Source organism: Nocardia sp. Marseille-Q1738 (genome assembly GCF_965283145.1).
In genome coordinates this window covers 194,384-212,924 of record NZ_CBDIMS010000004.1, presented here as the reverse complement: position 1 = coordinate 212,924, position 18,541 = coordinate 194,384, and the positions used below count along the sequence as shown (strand labels likewise).

17 protein-coding genes are annotated in these 18,541 nt (G+C 67.0%); 8 read left to right on the top strand and 9 right to left on the bottom strand.

Translation table 11 applies throughout. The features are described from left to right. On the top strand, positions 1-927 hold the full coding sequence (locus ACWPXK_RS17715; protein ID WP_454197234.1) for a hypothetical protein: 927 nt from the start codon (positions 1-3) through the stop codon (positions 925-927). 74 nt (positions 928-1,001) lie between these two features. On the opposite strand, the gene ACWPXK_RS17710 is transcribed toward ACWPXK_RS17715, so the two are convergent. Both ACWPXK_RS17710 and ACWPXK_RS17705 read right to left on the bottom strand, forming a co-directional pair. After that, the gene (locus ACWPXK_RS17710; protein WP_454197233.1) at positions 1,002-2,351 is read right to left on the bottom strand and encodes a family 1 glycosylhydrolase; all 1,350 of its coding nucleotides are present in this window, start codon (positions 2,349-2,351) and stop codon (positions 1,002-1,004) included. A gap of 106 nt (positions 2,352-2,457) precedes the next feature. Further along, on the bottom strand, positions 2,458-3,438 hold the full coding sequence (locus tag ACWPXK_RS17705; RefSeq protein ID WP_454197232.1) for an AraC family transcriptional regulator: 981 nt from the start codon (positions 3,436-3,438) through the stop codon (positions 2,458-2,460). A 119-nt stretch (positions 3,439-3,557) separates the two neighbouring features. Between ACWPXK_RS17705 and ACWPXK_RS17700 the strand changes: the two genes are divergently transcribed. Beyond that, positions 3,558-4,514 (top strand): MBL fold metallo-hydrolase, encoded by a 957-nt coding sequence (locus tag ACWPXK_RS17700; RefSeq protein WP_454197231.1) that lies wholly within the window; start codon positions 3,558-3,560, stop codon positions 4,512-4,514. A gap of 208 nt (positions 4,515-4,722) precedes the next feature. Continuing rightward, complete coding sequence (locus ACWPXK_RS17695) at positions 4,723-5,946, top strand: cytochrome P450 family protein (protein WP_454197230.1); 1,224 nt, start codon at positions 4,723-4,725, stop codon at positions 5,944-5,946. On the opposite strand, the gene ACWPXK_RS17690 is transcribed toward ACWPXK_RS17695, so the two are convergent. After that, positions 5,877-6,629, bottom strand: coding sequence for a YwaF family protein (locus ACWPXK_RS17690; RefSeq protein WP_454197229.1), 753 nt, complete (start codon positions 6,627-6,629; stop codon positions 5,877-5,879). The genes ACWPXK_RS17695 and ACWPXK_RS17690 overlap by 70 nt on opposite strands. Before the next feature lie 17 nt (positions 6,630-6,646). Here ACWPXK_RS17690 and ACWPXK_RS17685 point away from each other — a divergent pair, with 17 nt between their 5' ends. Next, positions 6,647-6,847 (top strand): hypothetical protein, encoded by a 201-nt coding sequence (locus ACWPXK_RS17685; protein ID WP_454197228.1) that lies wholly within the window; start codon positions 6,647-6,649, stop codon positions 6,845-6,847. Between the two features lie 62 nt (positions 6,848-6,909). Then, positions 6,910-7,971 carry a glycerophosphodiester phosphodiesterase family protein gene (locus ACWPXK_RS17680; RefSeq protein WP_454197227.1) on the top strand — a complete coding sequence of 354 codons (1,062 nt, stop codon included), beginning with the start codon at positions 6,910-6,912 and terminating at the stop codon, positions 7,969-7,971. Here ACWPXK_RS17680 and ACWPXK_RS17675 read toward each other — a convergent pair. From ACWPXK_RS17675 to ACWPXK_RS17650, 6 genes are all read right to left on the bottom strand, one after another. Further along, positions 7,959-8,267, bottom strand: a complete 309-nt coding sequence (locus ACWPXK_RS17675) for a hypothetical protein (RefSeq protein ID WP_454197226.1) — start codon at positions 8,265-8,267, stop codon at positions 7,959-7,961. The two genes, ACWPXK_RS17680 and ACWPXK_RS17675, sit on opposite strands and share 13 nt — an antisense overlap. Positions 8,268-8,530: 263 nt before the next feature. Continuing rightward, positions 8,531-9,895, bottom strand: coding sequence for an NtaA/DmoA family FMN-dependent monooxygenase (locus ACWPXK_RS17670; RefSeq protein WP_454197225.1), 1,365 nt, complete (start codon positions 9,893-9,895; stop codon positions 8,531-8,533). A gap of 11 nt (positions 9,896-9,906) precedes the next feature. Further along, positions 9,907-11,121: an LLM class flavin-dependent oxidoreductase gene (locus ACWPXK_RS17665; protein WP_454197224.1), complete on the bottom strand. Its 1,215-nt coding sequence runs from the start codon at positions 11,119-11,121 to the stop codon at positions 9,907-9,909. A gap of 270 nt (positions 11,122-11,391) precedes the next feature. Beyond that, a complete protein-coding gene (locus tag ACWPXK_RS17660; protein WP_454197223.1) occupies positions 11,392-13,089 on the bottom strand; it encodes a caspase family protein in 1,698 nt (565 codons plus the stop codon). Then, entirely contained in the window at positions 13,073-13,435 is a 363-nt protein-coding gene (locus ACWPXK_RS17655) for a hypothetical protein (protein ID WP_454197222.1), read from the bottom strand. Before ACWPXK_RS17655 ends, ACWPXK_RS17660 begins: the two co-directional genes overlap by 17 nt. Positions 13,436-13,559: 124 nt before the next feature. Next, positions 13,560-13,844: a hypothetical protein gene (locus ACWPXK_RS17650; RefSeq protein ID WP_454197221.1), complete on the bottom strand. Its 285-nt coding sequence runs from the start codon at positions 13,842-13,844 to the stop codon at positions 13,560-13,562. Positions 13,845-14,547: 703 nt separating this feature from the next. On the opposite strand from ACWPXK_RS17650, the gene ACWPXK_RS17645 reads away from it, so the two are divergent. The 3 genes from ACWPXK_RS17645 to ACWPXK_RS17635 all read left to right on the top strand — a co-directional run bounded on the left by ACWPXK_RS17645 (position 14,548) and on the right by ACWPXK_RS17635 (position 17,875). Then, positions 14,548-16,944, top strand: coding sequence for an ATP-binding cassette domain-containing protein (locus tag ACWPXK_RS17645; protein WP_454197220.1), 2,397 nt, complete (start codon positions 14,548-14,550; stop codon positions 16,942-16,944). 65 nt (positions 16,945-17,009) lie between these two features. Next, positions 17,010-17,459 carry a helix-turn-helix transcriptional regulator gene (locus ACWPXK_RS17640; protein WP_454197219.1) on the top strand — a complete coding sequence of 150 codons (450 nt, stop codon included), beginning with the start codon at positions 17,010-17,012 and terminating at the stop codon, positions 17,457-17,459. 5 nt (positions 17,460-17,464) lie between these two features. Beyond that, positions 17,465-17,875: a VOC family protein gene (locus ACWPXK_RS17635; RefSeq protein WP_454197218.1), complete on the top strand. Its 411-nt coding sequence runs from the start codon at positions 17,465-17,467 to the stop codon at positions 17,873-17,875. The last annotated feature ends 666 nt before the right edge of the window (positions 17,876-18,541 follow it).

Below are 18,541 nucleotides of genomic sequence, written 5' to 3'. Positions count from 1 at the left end.
ATGGCAACGACGATCATCTCGGCCGCGACGAACTCCGACCTCGACACCGGCAGCTACTTCGAACTGGCTGCCCGAGCGGCGCGCACCTGCGTGGAGCGCTCCAATGTCGGCCTCGACGAGATCGGAATGCTGATCAACGCGGGAGTTTTCCGGGACAGCAACATCTCCGAGCCCGCCGTAGCGGCACTCATTCAGAAGCGGATCGGCCTGGGCCTCGCCTACGAGGCCGGGCGTGCGCCGACGTTCTCTTTCGACCTGATGCAGGGCGCCACCGGCCTGCTGCACGCCATCGTGACCGCCGAATCCTTCCTCGCCACCGGCGCGGTGGAGTACGCGTTGCTCGTCGCGGGCGACGCCCACCCCTCGACCATGCGCGACGTCGCCGATTTCCCGTACAGCGCCGGTGGCGCCGCACTACTGCTCGGAAGCTCGCCTACCGCAGGCGGTTTCGGACGGCTGCACACCTGCCACACCACCGGCTCGGACGAGCCGATCGCCTGGGTGGCGCTGGGCGAAGCCGGGACCAACGGCCGTTCTGTCATGTCTGTTCGTGCCAGCGAGGACGACCCGGTCGAGCTGGGCGCGGCGGTGGTACGAGCCTGCCTGGACGAGGAAGGAATCGACGGCAGAGCTTTCGCCGAGGGGCATGCGGTGCTGCTGGCCCCGGCACAGGCACTCGGATTCCGCGCCCGCTTGGCGGATGCACTCGTCATCCCGTCGCAGTCGGTCGTCGGTTTCGACTCCTCCACCGGAGCTCCCTACACCGCCGCCCCGGTGCACGCCTACCTGAACGCACTGAATACGGGCCTGCTCGACACTGCGCGCACCGTGATCTTCCTGGCCGCGGAAGGCGCATCGGCGGCCTGTCTCGCCTACCACCCTCGGGTGGCATCGCCGTCACACCCGACGATGGTGGCGTGTGGATGAAGCGCGAACGCTGATCCCATAGCCGTGCGCTCGTCAGCCCGATCGGGTGGAGCACGCTCAGCGGCGGTTACGCGCTACGGGCCCGCGACCGGGCCCAGGCAGCTGGCCGGTGGATCGACGAGAAAGCAGATGGCCGGGCCGCGGGTGGGGCGGTAGTCAACGGGGACTCCACCCGCGGCCACGATCTGCGTGTAAGTGCCTACCGCATCGGTGGGATGGCGAGTCAGCGTCGGGTCGGTGCGCACGTTGACCGTGTAGAGGCCGAATCGCGGTGTGTAGCTGCCCCATTCGTAGTTGTCGGTGATGCTCCAGTAGTTGTAGCCGATAACGTTGATGCCGTCGGCCTTGGCGCGCTGGATCCAGTAGACGGTGTCGCGGAGATGATCGCTGCGGGTGTAGCCGTCGGCACGGGGAAGGCCGTTTTCGGTGGGCATTCCGTTCTCGACGATGTAGATCGGTTTGTTCGGGAAGCGGCGCGAATAGTGCTGCAGCGCGTAGTAGATACCTTCCGTCCGCAACGGCAGCTCCCATATGCGCGGCCCCGGCAGGTTCGGCATCGCCGACCCGCTGGCCCGCACGATGGAATCGAGCAGCGCTTGCGCCGGATCGTAGGCGAAGTAGTAGTCGACGCCCACATAGTCGAGACGGTCCGCGATGCGGTCGATGAGCGCGCCATTGACCTGGGCCTCCGAGCCGGCGACATAGCCGACGTTGCTGGTCACCTGGGCGCCGGGCTGAACCTGGTGGATGTAGTCGTAGATGGCGTTGTGCGCCTGCGCGATCCGCTCCTCCATCTGCGCCGCGTCGGCAGCGCCCCTGCGGATCTCGTGCACGATATAGGCGACCGGCTCGTTCACGGTGACCCACATTGGATCGCGGGATGCGTAGCGGTCGACGACCATACGCATGTTGATCAGCCAGTCGTCGACCATGCCCGGACTACGCCAGCCACCGCGATCGACGGCCCAGCCGGGGTACACCCAGTGGTCCAGCGTGATCATCGGCCGCATCCCGGCCCGCACGATACTGGCGATGACCGCGTCGTAGAAACGGAACGCGCCGGCGTCCCAGACCCCCGGCGCGGGCTGCAGCCGGGCCCATTCGATGCCGATTCGGAACACCCGCACGCCCAGGTCGGCCGCCAGGCGGATGTCCGACTCGTAACGGTCGTAGAAGTCGACCGAATCGTGCAGTTCGTCGTATTCGGGGTTCGCGGCGATGTATCGCGTCCAATTGCTGTCGGGCGCATGGCCTTCGGACTGGAATCCGGAGGCCGCGACGCCCCAGAGGAATCCCGCGTCCAGCGGCGCCAAGGCGGCGGCCGGCCGTATCGGTGGAAGTGCCGGGGAGTGCGTACAGAGCAGTAGGGTCGACGCCGCGGCGGCGAGCGCGGCCAGGACGTACCGATGGAACCTGGATCGCATCGACTCAGGGTAACTGGATACTCGCTTCCAGATCGTCGAAATCCGCGTGTCGCGATATCCACTCCCACCGCGGCACCGGATCACGTTCGACTGCTCTGGTCACGATCTACACCGCACCGACCGCCGGTAGCTGGTGTTCGTCGCTTCCGGCGGAGCGCGAGTCGCGGCGGAACCGGCCGGGTGCTACGCCGAATTCACGACGGAAGGCGTTGGCGAAGCCGAATTCCGAGGCGTACCCGACCTGGGTGGCAATCGCGGCGAGCGGCGCGTCGGTGTCGCGCAGCAGCCGGGCCCCGCTGCTGAGCCGCCACCATGTCAGATAGGCCATGGGTGGTTGTCCGACCATGGCGGTGAACTTGCGCGCGAAAGCGGTTTTCGACATTCCGATCTCGGCACCGAGGTCGCGCACTGTCCACCGGCGAACCGGATCGGTGTGGATGTGATTGAGCGCCGCGGCGAGCAGCGGGTCGGTCAGTGCCGCGGGCCAGCCCCGATCGGGCCGGCGGGCCGCCTCCTCGTCCAGCCATGCGCGCAGTAGGAACACCAGCAGCAGGTCCATCAGAGCAGGTAATGCGGAGTGGGTGCCGGGTCGGGGATTGGCCAGTTCCGCGCCGAGGAGGTCGACCGCGGCCCGCAGATCGTGGTGGCCCGACGACGCACGCAGGTGCACGACGTCCGGCAGGGTGCGCAGAAATGGATGCGCTTGTCCGCGATGGAGTCGGTAGGCGCCGCAGAGTAGGTGCGCGCGGATGGCGGTCGGCTTGCCGGGGCCTTCGTCCGATCCGCCGGGCGGCTCCGGCGGCAGCTCATCGATACCTCGATCGGGGCGGTCACTCATACCGTGCACCGAGCCGTGCGGCAGGAACACGACATCGCCCGCGTGCAAAGGGATGGGTTCGCCCGCGGGTGGGGTGAGCCAGCACGAACCGTGCAGGAGCACATGGAATCCGGCACCGGGGTAGAGGCCGAATCGGTTACCCCACGCTCCGGTGCGTCGCGTGCGAGTGAATTTCGCCTGGCCGGTGCGCACGGTCGCGATCACCTCGCTGAAGACATCCACGGTCTCGAGCTTACGAGAAGCGGTCATGCCGTGGTCTTTTCACGTATTTTCCCGGCGTGACGAAGCATGGATACGACTGTTCGGAGCTCATAGCGTGGGTGGCGCTGCACGACTTCGGGTGCAGCGCGAGGAAAGCGAGCAAGCGCATGAGTACCGCGAACACCAGCGAGAACATCTCGGTGGACACCATCGAGCTCGGGGACGTCCGGATCACCCGCGTCGTGGAATGGCATTCTCCGATCGCGCCGGCAGCGGCGGTGTTCCCCGGCAGCACCGAGCAGATGTGGCGGTCCAACCAGGAGTGGCTCGCACCGGACTTCTGGGATCCGGAGACCACGTTTTTCAAGGCGTACACCCAAACCTGGGTGCTGCGCAGCGGGGGCCGCACCATCCTCGTCGACACCGGCGTGGGCAACGACAAGGAACGCCCGTATATGCGCGTGTGGTCGCATCTGGACACCGACTTCCTGAGCCGTCTCGCGGCTGCCGGTGTCGAGCCGGAGGACGTGGACGTCGTCGTCAACACCCACGTGCACGCCGACCACGTCGGCTGGAACACCCGCTTGGTGGATCGCGAATGGGTACCGACGTTCCCGAACGCGAAATACCTGATCGCCCGGGCGGACTTCGAGTTCTGGAACCCGGTCAACGGGCACCCCAAGCGCGGTTCGCTGGGCGGCATCAGCGGCGCGCTCGGCAACCAGAACATGTTCGAAGACAGCGTGCTGCCGATACACGAGCACGGTAAGGCGGTGCTGTGGGAGAACTCCTACCGCATCGACGAAAACTTGGTGCTGGAACCCGCACCCGGCCACACGCCCGGCTCGGCCGTGCTTCTGCTGGAGTCGCGAAGTGACCGGGCTATGTTCATCGGGGACCTCATGCACACCCCGCTGCAGTTCGTGGAACCGGAGTGCGAGGCATGCCTGAGCGAAGACGAACCGGCGGCCGCGCGGCAGCGACGCCGCTTTCTGGAACGAGCCGCCGACACCAACGCATTGGTGCTACCCGCTCACCTGCCCGGCCCGGGTGGCGCGCTGGTGCGCCGCGAAGGCAGCGCGTTCGCGATCGAACGTTGGGCACCGTTCAGCCCTGTCGCGTAGGGGAGACAGCGCAGGAGGACCTGGCGCCGACGCCTCGGCATGTTGCGCCGTCCGCACCGAGTACCTCGCCTTTTTGTTTTGTGACGCTCGGCTTCTGGTTGGCGGCAGGATTCGTCGATGCAACCGTCCCGGGGGCGGGCTCGCCGTGATACTCGTGCACGACCCGCCACAAGACCGCCTCGCGGGTTACGCGCAGAAGGGAAATCTCATGACAACGAGCCTGCCCGCATTCCCCGCCCCGAACGAGGACCTGCTCGACACCTGCATCCGGCTCCGGGAGATCGCGCCCGTGGTCGAGGTGGAGTTTCCCGGCGGCGTGCCCGCATATCTCGCCCTGACGTACGACGCCGTACGCGAGATCCTCGCCGGGGACAACAAGACGTTCGCCCGCGAACCGAAGCACTGGCCTGCCCTGTACGACGGCTCGATTCCGGAGGACTGGCCCCTGCGTGCCGTCGTCCAGGGCGACCACCTGTCCACCAAGGACGGCGACGACCATCGGCGGCTCCGTGGCCTGATCAGCAAGGCGTTCACGCCGGGCCGGGTGCAGGCGCTGGAGCCGCGGGTGCAGCAGATCATCGACCGACTGCTGGACGACGTGGTGGCCGCCGGCGACGGTGTCGACCTGGTACCGACCTTCACCGAAGCGCTGCCGATGGCCGTGATCTGCGAACTCTTCGGCGTGCCTGAGCAGGAACGGGATCGGCTGCGGCGTTGGACCGCTGTTCTCCTGGCGCACACGACTCCTCCCGAGGAGGCGTTCGCGACGCAGAAAGCGCTCATGGCGTATTTGTACGAACTGGCGGAGCGCAAGCAGCGGGAGCCCGGCGACGACCTCACCACAGGTCTGGTGCAGGCCCGCGACGAGGACGACAAGCTCACATCCGAAGAGCTGGTCGCCGTCCTGTGGATCATGCTGGTCGCCGGCCATGAGACCACGGTCCACATGCTCGGCCAGGCCATTCTGGCCTTGGCGCAACACCCCGATCAGCTCGAGCTGGCCAAGGCCGATGACCTCTGGGCCGACGTGGTCGAAGAGACCGTGCGATACCGGCATTCGGTGATGATGACCAGTTGGCGGTTCACACTGACCGACGTCACCATCGCGGGCGTGACCATTCCCAAGGGCAACGCGGTCGGCGTGGCCTACCAGGCGTGTGGCATCGACCCGGCCGAGTACGGCGAGACCGCGAACCAGTTCGACATCACCCGGAAGCAGCGGGCCGGACATCTCGGGTTCGGCCACGGACCGCGATACTGCATCGGCGCCGGGCTGGCCCGCCTGGAGGGAAGGCTCGCGCTCGCCTCGCTGTACCGGCGGCTGCCGGAACTCACCCTCGCGATCGACCCGAAGGACATCCCCTACTCGCCGTCCTTCTTCACGATCGGCCCGCTGTCGGTGCCGGTCAACCTCGGCACCGTGCGGCGATGACGAGTCCAAGGCCAGGTCATCAGGGCCCATACGGCGAGTAGCAGCACGGCCACCGTAACCAGATACCACGGCCAGGGGCCGAGCACGTCGAGCAGCGAGGGAGTCGAGGGTTTCCCGTTGACGAAGCCATAGTTGGTGTCGGCGATGGCGTTGAAGACAAAGGTCACCGCCGTCCACACCATGGTGACCGTTACGGCGATCCGGTAGCTGCGCCAGTCCGGATGCATGCCGATGCCCCAGGTCAGGTAGATCGCGGCCCAGACCACGACCAGGTGAATCGCCCAGAAGGCCAGGAATTCGTAGTGCGGGAAGTCCGGGCTGTGCAGCGCGGGTGATGCGAGCGCCTGCGTGCTCAAGGTGAGGCACCAGTAATAGGTCAGGGCATACGCCCAGCGGCTGTGCGACCAGAGCGCGTACGCGGCGGCCATGGTCGCGAGATCGGTCAGTCGCAGCGGAACCGAGCGGCCGACCGTCGGCGGGACCATCGTGGAGAGATAGATCGCCAGGTACAGCGCGATAATTGCCGCGCCCGAGACGCGCCCGAATCGGCGTGCGCTCTCGGGGGTAGGGTGTGTGCGCCCGACGCGGACAACCAACGCGGCCCCGGCCGCGAACACGGCCAGCACCACCCAGTGTGACGGCCCGTATGCGGAAAACTCCCGCTGCGCCGATAGCGGGTCCACCTACCTGATCTTATAGCGTGAGCACGCCCCGTCGAAGTCTTGCTGCCGACCTGGTTGTGCGCCGTGAACGCGTCGCTGATGTGGGTTTCGTGCTGCGCAACGTGACGTCGACGCCGATGGACCCCGGTGGCGCTCCGTCTTCGCAGGGGCCGGACCAGGCGCCAGTCATCGACGGCGCCGTCATTGCTGAACGGCGCAGGGCAGGCGTCATGTCGTGAGCAGTTCACCGATGTTTCACCCCGATCGGGCGGGTGGGCGGCAGGATGGAACAGTGCAGCGGATGTGGGCAGCGGGTGCCGTAGTGACTCTTCTGTCGGCTGGTCTTCTGTCGTCCGGCGCGGGCCGGGTGTCGGCGGATGGTCCGGGACGGTTCGATCTGCAGGCGCATCGGGGCGGGTTGGGGCTGGTGGTGGAGAATACGCTGCCCGCGTTCGCGAATGCGTTGGAGCTCGGGGTGAGCACGCTGGAGTTGGACGTGCAGATCACCGCGGACGGGTACGCGGTGGTCACCCATGATCGGGATCCGAGTCCGGCGAAGTGTGTGGATACGGCTCCAGCCTTTCCGGGGGACCCGAAGTTTCCGTATGTGCCGGAGACAACCTACATTCGGGATCTCACGCTGGCACAGGTGCGCACGATCGATTGCGGCTCTTTACAGTTGGCCGATTACCCGGAGCAGCGGACCGCTCCGGGAGCGCGAATGCCGTTGCTGTCGGAGGTGTTCGATCTGGTGCGCGCGTATCGGGCCGATCAGGTGATGCTGAATATCGAGACCAAGGTCGAGGCGGCCGCGCCGGAGCAGACCGCGTCGCGGGAGCAGTTCGTGCGTGTTGTGGCGGGGGAGGTGCACCGGGCGGGAATGGGGCAGCAGGTCACCATCCAGAGTTTCGACTGGGGCGCGCTGATGCGCATGCGGGAGGTGGCGCCCGACCTGCCGATCGTCGCGTTGACCAGCGGCCAGCAGAATTTGCGGGTCGGTGAGCCGGGCGCCTCGCCATGGCTGGGCGGAATCGATATCGACGATTTCCCGGGATCGCCGCAGGAGAAGTACGTCGCGGCCGCGGCATCCATCGGCGCCGCAGCGGTATCGCCGGTGCACGGCAGCCCCCAGAACGGCACCGTCACCGACCCTGCCTATCGGCCGTTCACCACAGCCGAACTCATACGCGCGGCACACCGCTATGGGATGCGCGTGGTGCCCTGGACGGTAGACGACCGCGCCACGATGACAGCACTACTCGACCTCGGCGTGGACGGCCTCATCACCAACCGCCCGGACCTGCTCCGCACCCTGCTGGCCGACCGCGGCCGCCACCTGCCGCAGGCATATCACCGCCCTTGATCTTCGTCGACTAGAGATAAAACGGAGAAGAAGGCGGGAACACAACCGGCAAGGCTGTCAATGCTCGGTGAAATGGGCCAGGGCGCCACACGAGTTCCTCTTTGGCAAGGCGCTGCCGAGCCGATCGCGGTCGCGTCGACCTGCGACATCAGCACCAGGGCGACGACGTGGTGCCGATCCCAGGCACCCGGCGGCAGCGGTTCCTGGAGGAAAATCTCGCGGCCCTGGCCGTCGAGCTGTCCACCGAGGACCTCGCCGCCATCGAGGCCGCCGCCCCCCGAGCAGATCGCGGGCACTCGCTACGCCGCGACCAGCCTCACCTTCGTCAACCGCTGAGCCCGCCGCGGCGTCGACCGGTCCGCGGTGTTGGGCTCGATGCCACTGGCCGTGCCGACCACTCTCATCTCGCTGTGCCCCTGGTCGGCACGGCGGCGCAGCGGCCATCACCACACGCGGTAAGGGACGTTCGTGGTGTCGCCGGTGCGGTCGAGGCGAACGGTCGGGCGCGGCTGCCACGGGCCGGGAGTGGGAACCGGTATGCCCGGAGCGGCACCGGAACTCACGCGTCGACCGATACCGTCACAGACCGCAGGTTCGGGAGACCGAGGTTGTCGCGCAGGGTGGCCCCGGTGTACTCGGTGCGCAGCACGCCGCGGTCCTGCAGTAGCGGAACCACCTTGTCGACGAACTCATCGAGGCCCCAAGGCACCAGGTGAGAGCCGAGGATGAAGCCGTCGGAGCCGTCGTTCTGCACGAAGGCGTCGATCTGCTCTGCGATCTGGCCGGGAGTTCCGACCAGCGGGCCGCGTTCGAACTGGTCGATCACCACCTCGCGGAGCGTGAGTTTCTTCGTCTCGGCGACCTGGCGCAGGCGCTCGACCGTGGCGAAGCGGTCCTGATGGACGAAGGCGCGCCCCTGGATGATCGGCGGGGCTTCCGGATCGGGGTCGATATCGGGTACCGGACCCTCCGGGTCGTAGCCGGACAAGTCGCGGTTCCAGATCTGTTCCAGCAGGATCAGCGCGGTCTGGCCGGTGACTTGCTCGTTGCGGATGGCGTGGAATTTCTCGATCGCCTCGGCCTCGGTGTCACCGAGGACGAAACTCGCCGACGGCAGGATCTTGATGTCGTCGACGGCACGTCCCGCCGCAACCGCGCGTGACTTGATGTCGCGGTAGAAGTCCGCGGCCTCCGGCAGTTTGCCATAGGGGGAGAAGATCGCATCGGCATTGGCGGCGGCGAAATCGCGGCCCTGCGGCGATACACCGGCCTGCAAGATCACCGGCCTGCCCTGCGGGCTGCGTGGCACGGTGAAGCGACCGGAGATGTCGAATTGGCTGCCGTGGAAGGCGAATGCCCCGGCATCCGGGCGGGCCAGGAACCGACCGGAGTCTTTGTCCGCGACGAGATCCTCGAAATTCCATGAATCCCACAGGGCGCGAACGGCTTTCAGTGTCTCCTCCGCCCGCGCATAGCGGTCGGCCGGGTCGAGGAATCCGCCGCGCCGGAAGTTCTGGCCGGTGAAGGCGTCGAAGGAGGTCACCACATTCCAGGCGGCGCGTCCGCCGGAAAGGTGATCCAGGCTCGCGAACTGCCGGGCCAGCTCGTAGGGCTCGTTGAAGGTCGCGTTGATCGTGCCGGCGAGCCCCAGATGTTCGGTGACCGCGGCGATCGAGGCCAGCACGGTGAAGGTGTCAGGGCGGCCGATGATGTCCTGATCGAAGATCTTGCCCGCGCGTTCGCGCAGGATGAGACCTTCGGCGAGGAAGAAGAAGTCGAACTTGCCGCGTTCGGCGGTGCGCGCGGTGTGTTCGAAACTGCCGAAATCGATCTGGCTGCCCGCCTCGGGATGCCACCAGGCGGTGTGATGGTTGACGCCGCCGAGGTAGGCGCCCAGGATGACCTGCTTACGGGGGATGCTCATGGTCGCCTCGCTCAGACAGTCGCGTAACGGTTGGGGACAGTGGTGGGCAGACCGAGCAACGCGCGCAGCGAGCCCTCCGGGTAGTGGGTGCGGAACACGCCGCGGTGTTGCAAAGCGGGGACGAGCCGGTCGGCGACGGCGGCCAGATCGTCAACCGCGACACCGGGCCGCAACCGGAATCCATCGACCCCGTGCCCGCTCCATTCGGCGAGCAGTTCGGCGAGATCATCGACGCTGCCCGCGAAAATTGCGGCGTCGGAGGCGAATTCGGCACCGGCGGCCTCGTTCAACCGTGCTAGGCGCTGCGGGCCGGTCGCCTCGTCGGTGTCGAGGAAGACGACGATATCGGCATACACCCGCAGCGGTTCACCGCCGCGGTCCGCTCGTGCCGCGGCGGACGCCACCTGCTCCAGGACGGTGCCGGGACCGGCCTCGCGGGTCGGAGTGACGAAGACCAGATCCGCGCCTCCAGCGGCGAATTCGTACACCAACGGGGAGTGGGCCAGCGCTGCCACAACCGGCTGCCCCTGTGGCGGCCGCGGCGTGATGGACGGTCCGCGAACGCTGAAGAAGCGGCCCTCGAAGTCGATGTAGTGCAGTTTGTCGCGATCGATGAAGCGACGGGTGGCCACGTCGCGGATCTCGGCGTCGTCCTCCCAGCTGTCCCACAGTCGCCGCACCACCTCGACGGCGTCGGCGGCTTCGTCGAACAGATCGTGCACGTGACCGGGATAGGTGCCCGATGCCACCGCCTCCGCGATCTCGGCGGCGGTGAGGTCGCGCACTTCGCGGCGTCCGAAGTGAGCGGCCTCCTCGGCCGTCCCGGACACCCGCACCTGCCAGCCGGCCCGGCCTCGCGACGTGTAGTCGAGCGTGGCGATCGACTTGGAGACGTGGAACGGTTCGGTGTGGGTGACGGTCACTGTCGGAATGAGCCCGATGTGCCGGGTGACCGGGGCGACGCGCGCGGCGATGAGATGGGCGTCGATCCTGGCCCGAACCAGGTCGACGGCGTCGCCCGACGGCCCGTGACGTTCACCGGGAATCGTCAGACTGTCCTCGATGCTCACGAAATCGAGCAGTCCGCGTTGTGCGGTGGTGACCAGCTCCGTCCAGTATCCGGGGCTGAACAATTCGGCGGGCCGGGAGTTCGGCTCCCGCCACGCGGCCGGATGCCAGCCCGCTCCGTCGAGCGCGACGCCGAGATGCAATCGGTTCGGTGCCATCGTCTCCCGTTTCTGTGCATGCGTGCATGTCGTGTCCCTCAACGCACGAATCGCTGCCGGCCCACTCGACGCTTGCGCTGCCCGTGATTCACCCAGCGGCGGCCGGGCAGCCCGGCCTGGCCGATCGATGACGAAAATCGCCTGATCACGCGATATCCGCGTCGGTGACCACCGAAGCGATTCCGGCCGCAACGGATGGGTGTCAACGGTTGAGATCAGCTCGAGCCATGGGAAATACCTCTGGACGAGGCGACTTGCCCGGTTCGACGCCTACTGCGCCGATGGCGCGGGCACATTGCGGAGGATGAGGTCTCGGCCGTCCGGCCAATAGAAATCGTGCAATGTGATGCTGAGTAGTGATGCCAATGGATCGGTATCCCACACGACGTGGACCAGCTTGCTGCGCTGATGTAAGGGCGGCTTGGCGTCACCCCCACCTTGGAATGGCACGTCCTCGAGTGCGGCGCCGCTGGCTTGGTCGCTGATTCGGAATGTCATATTGGAGAAGTCACTCGCGTCCGTGCGTTCCACATACGCTGTGATGGTCAGTGACGGTTTCTGCTGGAATTGCCACTCGCTGACCGTGCGTTCCACCGACACGACGGTGTATTTCCAACCGTATCCCTCGACCGTCCAGGGTGCCGCACCGACTGCCTCCACGATAACGGGTGTCCTTGACTGCAGGAATGGCAGCGGAAGATTCAGGCGGGGAATGGAGATGTCCAGGAGGGGTACGAGTATCGTCCCCCCGCCGAGCGTGATGAGAGCGACCATAACTGCCGCGCCGAGTCGCATTCGCCCTCGCACCTTGCCAGGGCGAGATAGCGGCCTCGGCGGTGGAACTGCCCTGCCGACCGAAGGTCCAATTGTGCTCGGCGGTAGTCCTGTGCGGCGGTCTCTTTCGGGCGGGTCCAGGCGACCCGGCGCTTGGGTGGACGCACGCGCCGTTTCCTTTGCTGTGGGCGTGGTCTCCGGTGCCGTCGTTACGCCTGCCAAGACCGCGCGTGCGACTGTAGCGACTTCTGGTACATCCTGCGCTGCAATGGTTTTCAACACCGACCGGGCTCCTGGCCCGGTGTTCGAGTCGGCGAGGAACTCGCTGAGTGTTCTGACCGCTGCCGCGCGGATGGTCGGATGAGGGCTGGCGAGTCCGTCGCGCACATGTGCGGGAAACTGCCATCCGAGTTGTGCCGGGGCGCGAGGATTGCGCGCGAGGATGATCGAGCCTTCGAGGCCGTAAATCCACAACTGTGGACTCTGATGGCCGCCGTGGGCGCGCACGTAGTCCGCGGCGTAGGTGTGTGCTTCTTCGACGCTGATGTAGCCGTCGCCGTCACGGTCGGCGCTGCCGTCGGCCATGCCTTTGACCAGCCCGGTGGTAAAGGCCGATCCTGTGACCGCGTCCGGAGTGTCGTCCGACAGCGGGACGCCTTCGTAGGAGTACTCCTCCGCACGGGAGGCGGTCAGCACGGCCCGTCCACGGGAGTTGCCGACCAGCTTTTGTTCGAGGTCGATGTCACCGGCGGCCTTCGTGCGGTCGAACGCGCCGGAAAAGCAGCAGTCCAGGATGACGACCTGGCTCCGGGCGCGGCACTCGTCCAATCGGTTCAGTAGCCAACGCGATTCGAGTGCGGTGGAACTGAGCTTTTTCTTTTCCGTGTCGGTGGCCGCGAAATACAGGTTCCCCCGGCGATCGAGCACCCCGTGACAGGACAGGTACACCACCACGATGTCCTCGACGCGGCGCCCGCTCAGGAACTCGTCGATCGCGCGGCGGATCCTGTACTCGGGCTGGTCGAGAACGTCGGTCACGGTGAACCCGCCGATGCGCGGGTCGGCCAAAACCTTGCGCAAGCCGACTGCATCCTGCGCGGGAGCCCGCAGCGCCCTCAGATCGGGATCTTTGTAACTGCTCGTGGCCACCAGCAGCGCGACGCGGGCGCCGACCCGATCAGGTCCTGGAGCCATGACGCGCCAGCCACACGGCGAGCAGTTGCTCCTGCTGCGCGGCGGTCGCGCCGGTCAGCTTGATGGTGTCGCCATCGATGGTCAGCTCGACACTGCGCTCGGTGCGGCTGAGCCAGTCCCGGATCTTGGCGAACACCGCCTTCAGCGCCGCCGGACCCAGCTTCACCCCCAACGTCGCGACGACTCCCGAGGCGGACTTCGCGCCATCGGGGATCTCGCCACCGTCCACCAGCTCGGCGGCGTCGATGTCGAGGTCCAGGAGTTCGCCCCGCAACGAGAACGCCGCATCCAGCTCGTCGCCGTCGTCCGGCACAACCAGAACCAGCAGATCCCACTCGCCCCGCATACCGACCTCCCCATCGACTATGGTTGCCCCACATCGTAAATGCCGCCCGGCGACTCCGCGCCACAGTCGAAGACCGAGATTTCGATCAACTCGCGGGGGAGTGTGACCCTCTCAGAGGCACAGGTCAGTCGCGGACCGCATCGAGGATCGCGCCCTCGCGGTCGAGGATGGCGCGAACCGCATCGTGATCGTCGGGGGTCAACGAAGCTCGGCGCTGCTTCCATAAAGAGAGGCTTGCGGCCAACCCGGGGTCGGCCGTGCCATGAGCACGGCAATGCTCCGCCAGCGCCACCCGCAACCGCGGGGATGTCATGGGGCGGCCAGCGAGATCGATGAGGCTTGTCAGCGTTCGACAGGCGGACACGAAGTCGCGGGCGGCGGCGGCCGGATTTTTCGTGCGCTGGCTCATCGATCGCCAGCCTGGCACCCACCTGGCTCCCGCGCCGAAGGTCAGATCAGGATCGAGCGCGCGATCGAATCTTCCTATCGAGGCGAACGTCAGCCGCGACCGACACCGCGTCCCTCGCGAGGTGCGATGAAAGCATGGTCGAGCTCCGACGGCATCGCCGCAGTCAGCGCCGTCCGGTGCAGTACCCCTCAGGGGTGTACTGGCAGGGCCGCTCGTTGCGGCCTTTGTACCCCCCGTGATTGCTGCTTCGCGCGCGCTCTCCCACGCCCGAGCCACGCCGATCGGCAGGGTCATGCGAATACCGGTCCGCGGTGACGGCCACGAATGGTTCGGGCGAGACGAGGGCGGGCGTCACCAGTGCGCCTCCGATCAGAGTGGCGGCTACCACTCGACGTACCGGGCGACGCTTCTTTGCGTTCTCCATGGCATTTTTCCCGTCGTATAACGTGCCGTTAGATAGCGATACGATAGATGACGGTCCACCACTTGCGGAAGAGGTTTTGTGATGTCGGACGGATCAGGAATCGAGAAGCGCCCCCCTCCGAGCCGCATCTAGCGTGACTGCCATGGACATCACAAGCGGGACTCGCCGCGGCCGCGCCGACGAAGGAGGGCCGAACGCCCTGCTCGAAGCTGGTTAGATCGAGCCAGGCGCCGCCCACGGAGACCGCGAAGGCGACCCCGCCCGACAGATGGAGACACGATGAGTTCGGCCACGACGACGGACACGCAGTCCCCCGTACTGCACCTTGCCGACAGCCACGATTTGATCCGCGTGCACGGCGCACGCGTGAACAACCTCCAGGACGTCAGCATCGAGATCCCGAAGCGCAGGCTGACGGTGTTCACCGGTGTCTCCGGCTCGGGCAAGAGCTCGCTGGTGTTCGACACGATCGCCGCGGAGTCGCAGCGGCTGATCAACGAGACCTACAGCGCCTTCGTGCAGGGCTTCATGCCGACGCTGGCGCGGCCGGAGGTCGACGTACTCGACGGGCTGACGACCGCGATCATCGTCGACCAGCAACGGATGGGTGCCGACCCGCGCTCCACCGTCGGCACCGCCACCGACGCCAACGCGATGCTGCGCATCCTCTTCAGCCGACTGGGCAAGCCGCACATCGGCCCGCCCAGCGCCTACGCCTTCAACGTCCCGTCGGTCCGAGCCACCGGTGCGATCACGGTCGAACGCGGTGACGGCAAGACCAAGGCCGAGAAAGCGACCTTCACCCGCACCGGCGGCATGTGCACCCGCTGTGAAGGACGGGGAACGGTCTCCGATATCGACCTCACCCAGCTCTACGACGACACCAAGTCGATCGCGGAGGGCGCGTTCACCATCCCGGGCTGGAAGTCCGACAGCTGGTGGACGGTGCGGCTCTACGCCGAGTCGGGCTTCCTCGACCCGAACAAGCCGATCCGCAAGTACACCAAGAAGGAGATGCACGACTTTCTCTACCGCGAGCCGACCAAGGTGAAGGTCGAGGGCATCAACCTCACCTACGAGGGGCTGATCCCCAAGATCCAGAAGTCGTTCCTCGCCAAGGACCGGGAGGCCATGCAGCCGCACATCCGGGCGTTCGTCGACCGGGCGGTCACCTTCCAGACCTGCCCCGAGTGCGGCGGCACCCGGCTCAGCGAGGCGGCCAGGTCGTCGAAGATCAAGGGGATCAACATCGCCGACGCCTGCGCGATGCAGATCAGCGACCTGGCCGAATGGGTCGGCGGCCTGGAGGACCGGTCGGTGGCGCCGCTACTCACCGCGCTGCGGCATACCCTCGACTCGTTCGTGGAGATCGGGCTCGGCTATCTCTCGCTCGACCGGTCGTCGGGCACGCTGTCGGGCGGCGAGGCGCAGCGCGTCAAGATGATCCGCCACCTCGGCTCGTCGCTCACCGACGTCACCTACGTTTTCGACGAGCCGACCACGGGCCTGCACCCCCATGACATCCAGCGGATGAACGACCTGCTGCTGCGGCTGCGGGACAAGGGCAACACGGTGCTCGTCGTGGAGCACAAGCCGGAGACGATCGCGATCGCCGACCACGTCGTCGACCTCGGCCCGGGCGCCGGTGCGGCGGGCGGCACCGTCTGCTTCGAGGGCACCCTCGAGGGGCTGCGGACCAGCGGCACCATCACCGGCCACCATTTCGACGACCGGGCCGCCGTGAAGAAGGCGGTGCGCGAGTCCACCGGCACGCTGGAGATCCGCGGCGCGAAGACCAACAACCTCCAGGACGTCGACGTCGACATCCCGCTCGGGGTGCTCTGCGTCGTCACCGGCGTCGCCGGCTCTGGCAAGAGCTCACTGATCCACGGATCCGTCCCCACCTCGGCGGGCGTGGTGTCGGTCGACCAGGCGCCCATTCGCGGCTCGCGACGCAGCAATCCGGCGACGTACACCGGACTGCTCGACCCGATCCGCAAAGCGTTCGCGAAGGCCAACGGCGTGAAACCGGCACTGTTCAGTGCCAACTCCGAGGGTGCCTGTCCCACCTGCAACGGCGCCGGTGTCATCTACACCGACCTGGCGATGATGGCCGGCGTCGCCACCACCTGCGAGGACTGCGAGGGGAAGCGGTTCCAGGCATCGGTGCTGGACTACCACCTCGGTGGCCGCGATATCAGCGAGGTGCTCGCGATGTCGGTGACCGAGGCGGAGGAATTCTTCGGTTCCGGCGAGGCGCGCACGCCGGCCGCGCACACCATCCTCGGCAGGCTCGCCGACGTGGGGCTCGGCTACCTCAGCCTCGGCCAGCCGCTCACGACGCTGTCCGGCGGCGAGCGGCAGCGACTCAAGCTGGCCACCCACATGGCCGAGAAGGGCGGCGTCTACGTCCTCGACGAGCCGACCGCCGGTCTGCACCTCGCCGACGTCGAGCAGCTGCTCGGCCTGCTCGACCGGCTCGTCGACTCCGGCAAGTCGGTCATCGTCATCGAGCACCACCAAGCGGTGATGGCGCACGCCGACTGGATCATCGACCTCGGCCCCGGCGCAGGCCACGACGGCGGCCGGATCGTCTTCGAAGGCACACCCGCCGACCTCGTCGCCGCCCGCTCCACCCTCACCGGCGAGCATCTCGCGGTCTACGTCGGCGCCTGACCAGGCCCTCGCGGACACCGAGACTCGGCGCCACGGCGACGGCGGAGCGACGTAGGATCCGCTACGTGACCCGGAAAGCCGACTCGGCGCAGCAGCTGCGCGACCTGGCGCTGTTGCGCCGCGTTCGCGATCGGATCGACCGCGAGTACGCGCAGCCGCTGGACGTCGAGGCGCTCGCTCGCGGCGTCCACATGTCGGCCGGGCACCTCAGCCGCCAGTTTCGGCTCGCCTACGGCGAGTCGCCGTACTCCTATCTGATGACTCGGCGCATCGAGCGCGCGATGGCGCTGCTGCGTCGCGGCGACCTCAGCGTCACCGAGGTCTGTTTCGCGGTCGGCTGCCAGTCGCTGGGCACCTTCAGTACACGCTTCACCGAGTTGGTCGGTGTGGCGCCCAGCGTCTATCAGCGCGAGTCGGCGAACGCGACGGCGGGGATGCCGTCGTGCGTGGCGAAACAGGTGACCAGACCGATCAGGAATCGAGAAGCGCGCAGCTCCGAGCCCCGTCTAGCGTGACTGCCATGGACATCACCATTCATTCGAGTTTCCTCCCGCAGGACGACCCGGAGGCGGCCCTGGCCTTCTATCGCGACACCCTCGGCTTCGAGGTCCGCAAAGACGTCGGTTACGGCGGGATGCGCTGGATCACCGTCGGCCCGGTCGACCAGCCCGGAACGAATATCGTCCTGCATCCGCCGGGCGTCGACCCCGGCATCACCGACGACGAGCGCCGCACCATCACCGAGATGATGGCCAAGGGCACCTACGCCGCCATCCTCCTGGCCACCAAAGACCTCGACGGCACCTTCGAGCGGGTGCAGGCCAGCGACGCAGAGGTGGTCCAAGAGCCGACCGAGCAGCCGTACGGGGTTCGCGATTGCGCCTTCCGCGATCCCGCGGGCAACCTGGTCCGTATCCAGGAACTGCGCTGAGCCGTCCGGCAATGCAGGATCGGAGGCCGCAGCTCGCTCTCTGTGGCCGCCGATCCGGCCCGCCTGATCACCCTCGGCGTCGCGCCAGCCGATGTCGCCATGTGCCGGATCGCATTTCGTCGGCCGTCGAGCCGGAAACCACTGGAGCACCGGATTCCGGGCCGTTCGGCGGTAGCCGTCCGGAGCCACGTCAGTACGGCTCCCGCGAGGTATCCGGTCGCATCCGACCGGCATTGATCAACGTTTGGCGGGCCGCCTCCTTGCGTGGGCACTGATCGGCGCGGCATCCCCTGTGGCGCTGCATAATCTGATGTGCTTCGGAAACACTCAGTGGATGGTCGGGCGCTTCGTGTGGCGACCCAGCTGGCCACCGTCTGGCATCGGGCTGTTCAGCTCGAATCCGTTCGTGTCGGCGTCCGGCACGCCACTCGGCCGCCACGCGGTCGATGATCGCTTGCGCTGATGTGTCGTCGGGCTCGGCTTCTCGCCACCAGTTGAATCCCATCGCATTTCACCCCTGCTGCGTCGCTTGTCGTTGGGTGCACGCCACCCGGCGGGGTGATGGTCACCGCTGGCCGCTCACGGCTGGCAGTGCGTCCGATTCGAGCGGCAATGGCGGACGCGCCCGCCGGGTGGGTGCTGGCTCCAAGAGTCGCTCGCAAATCT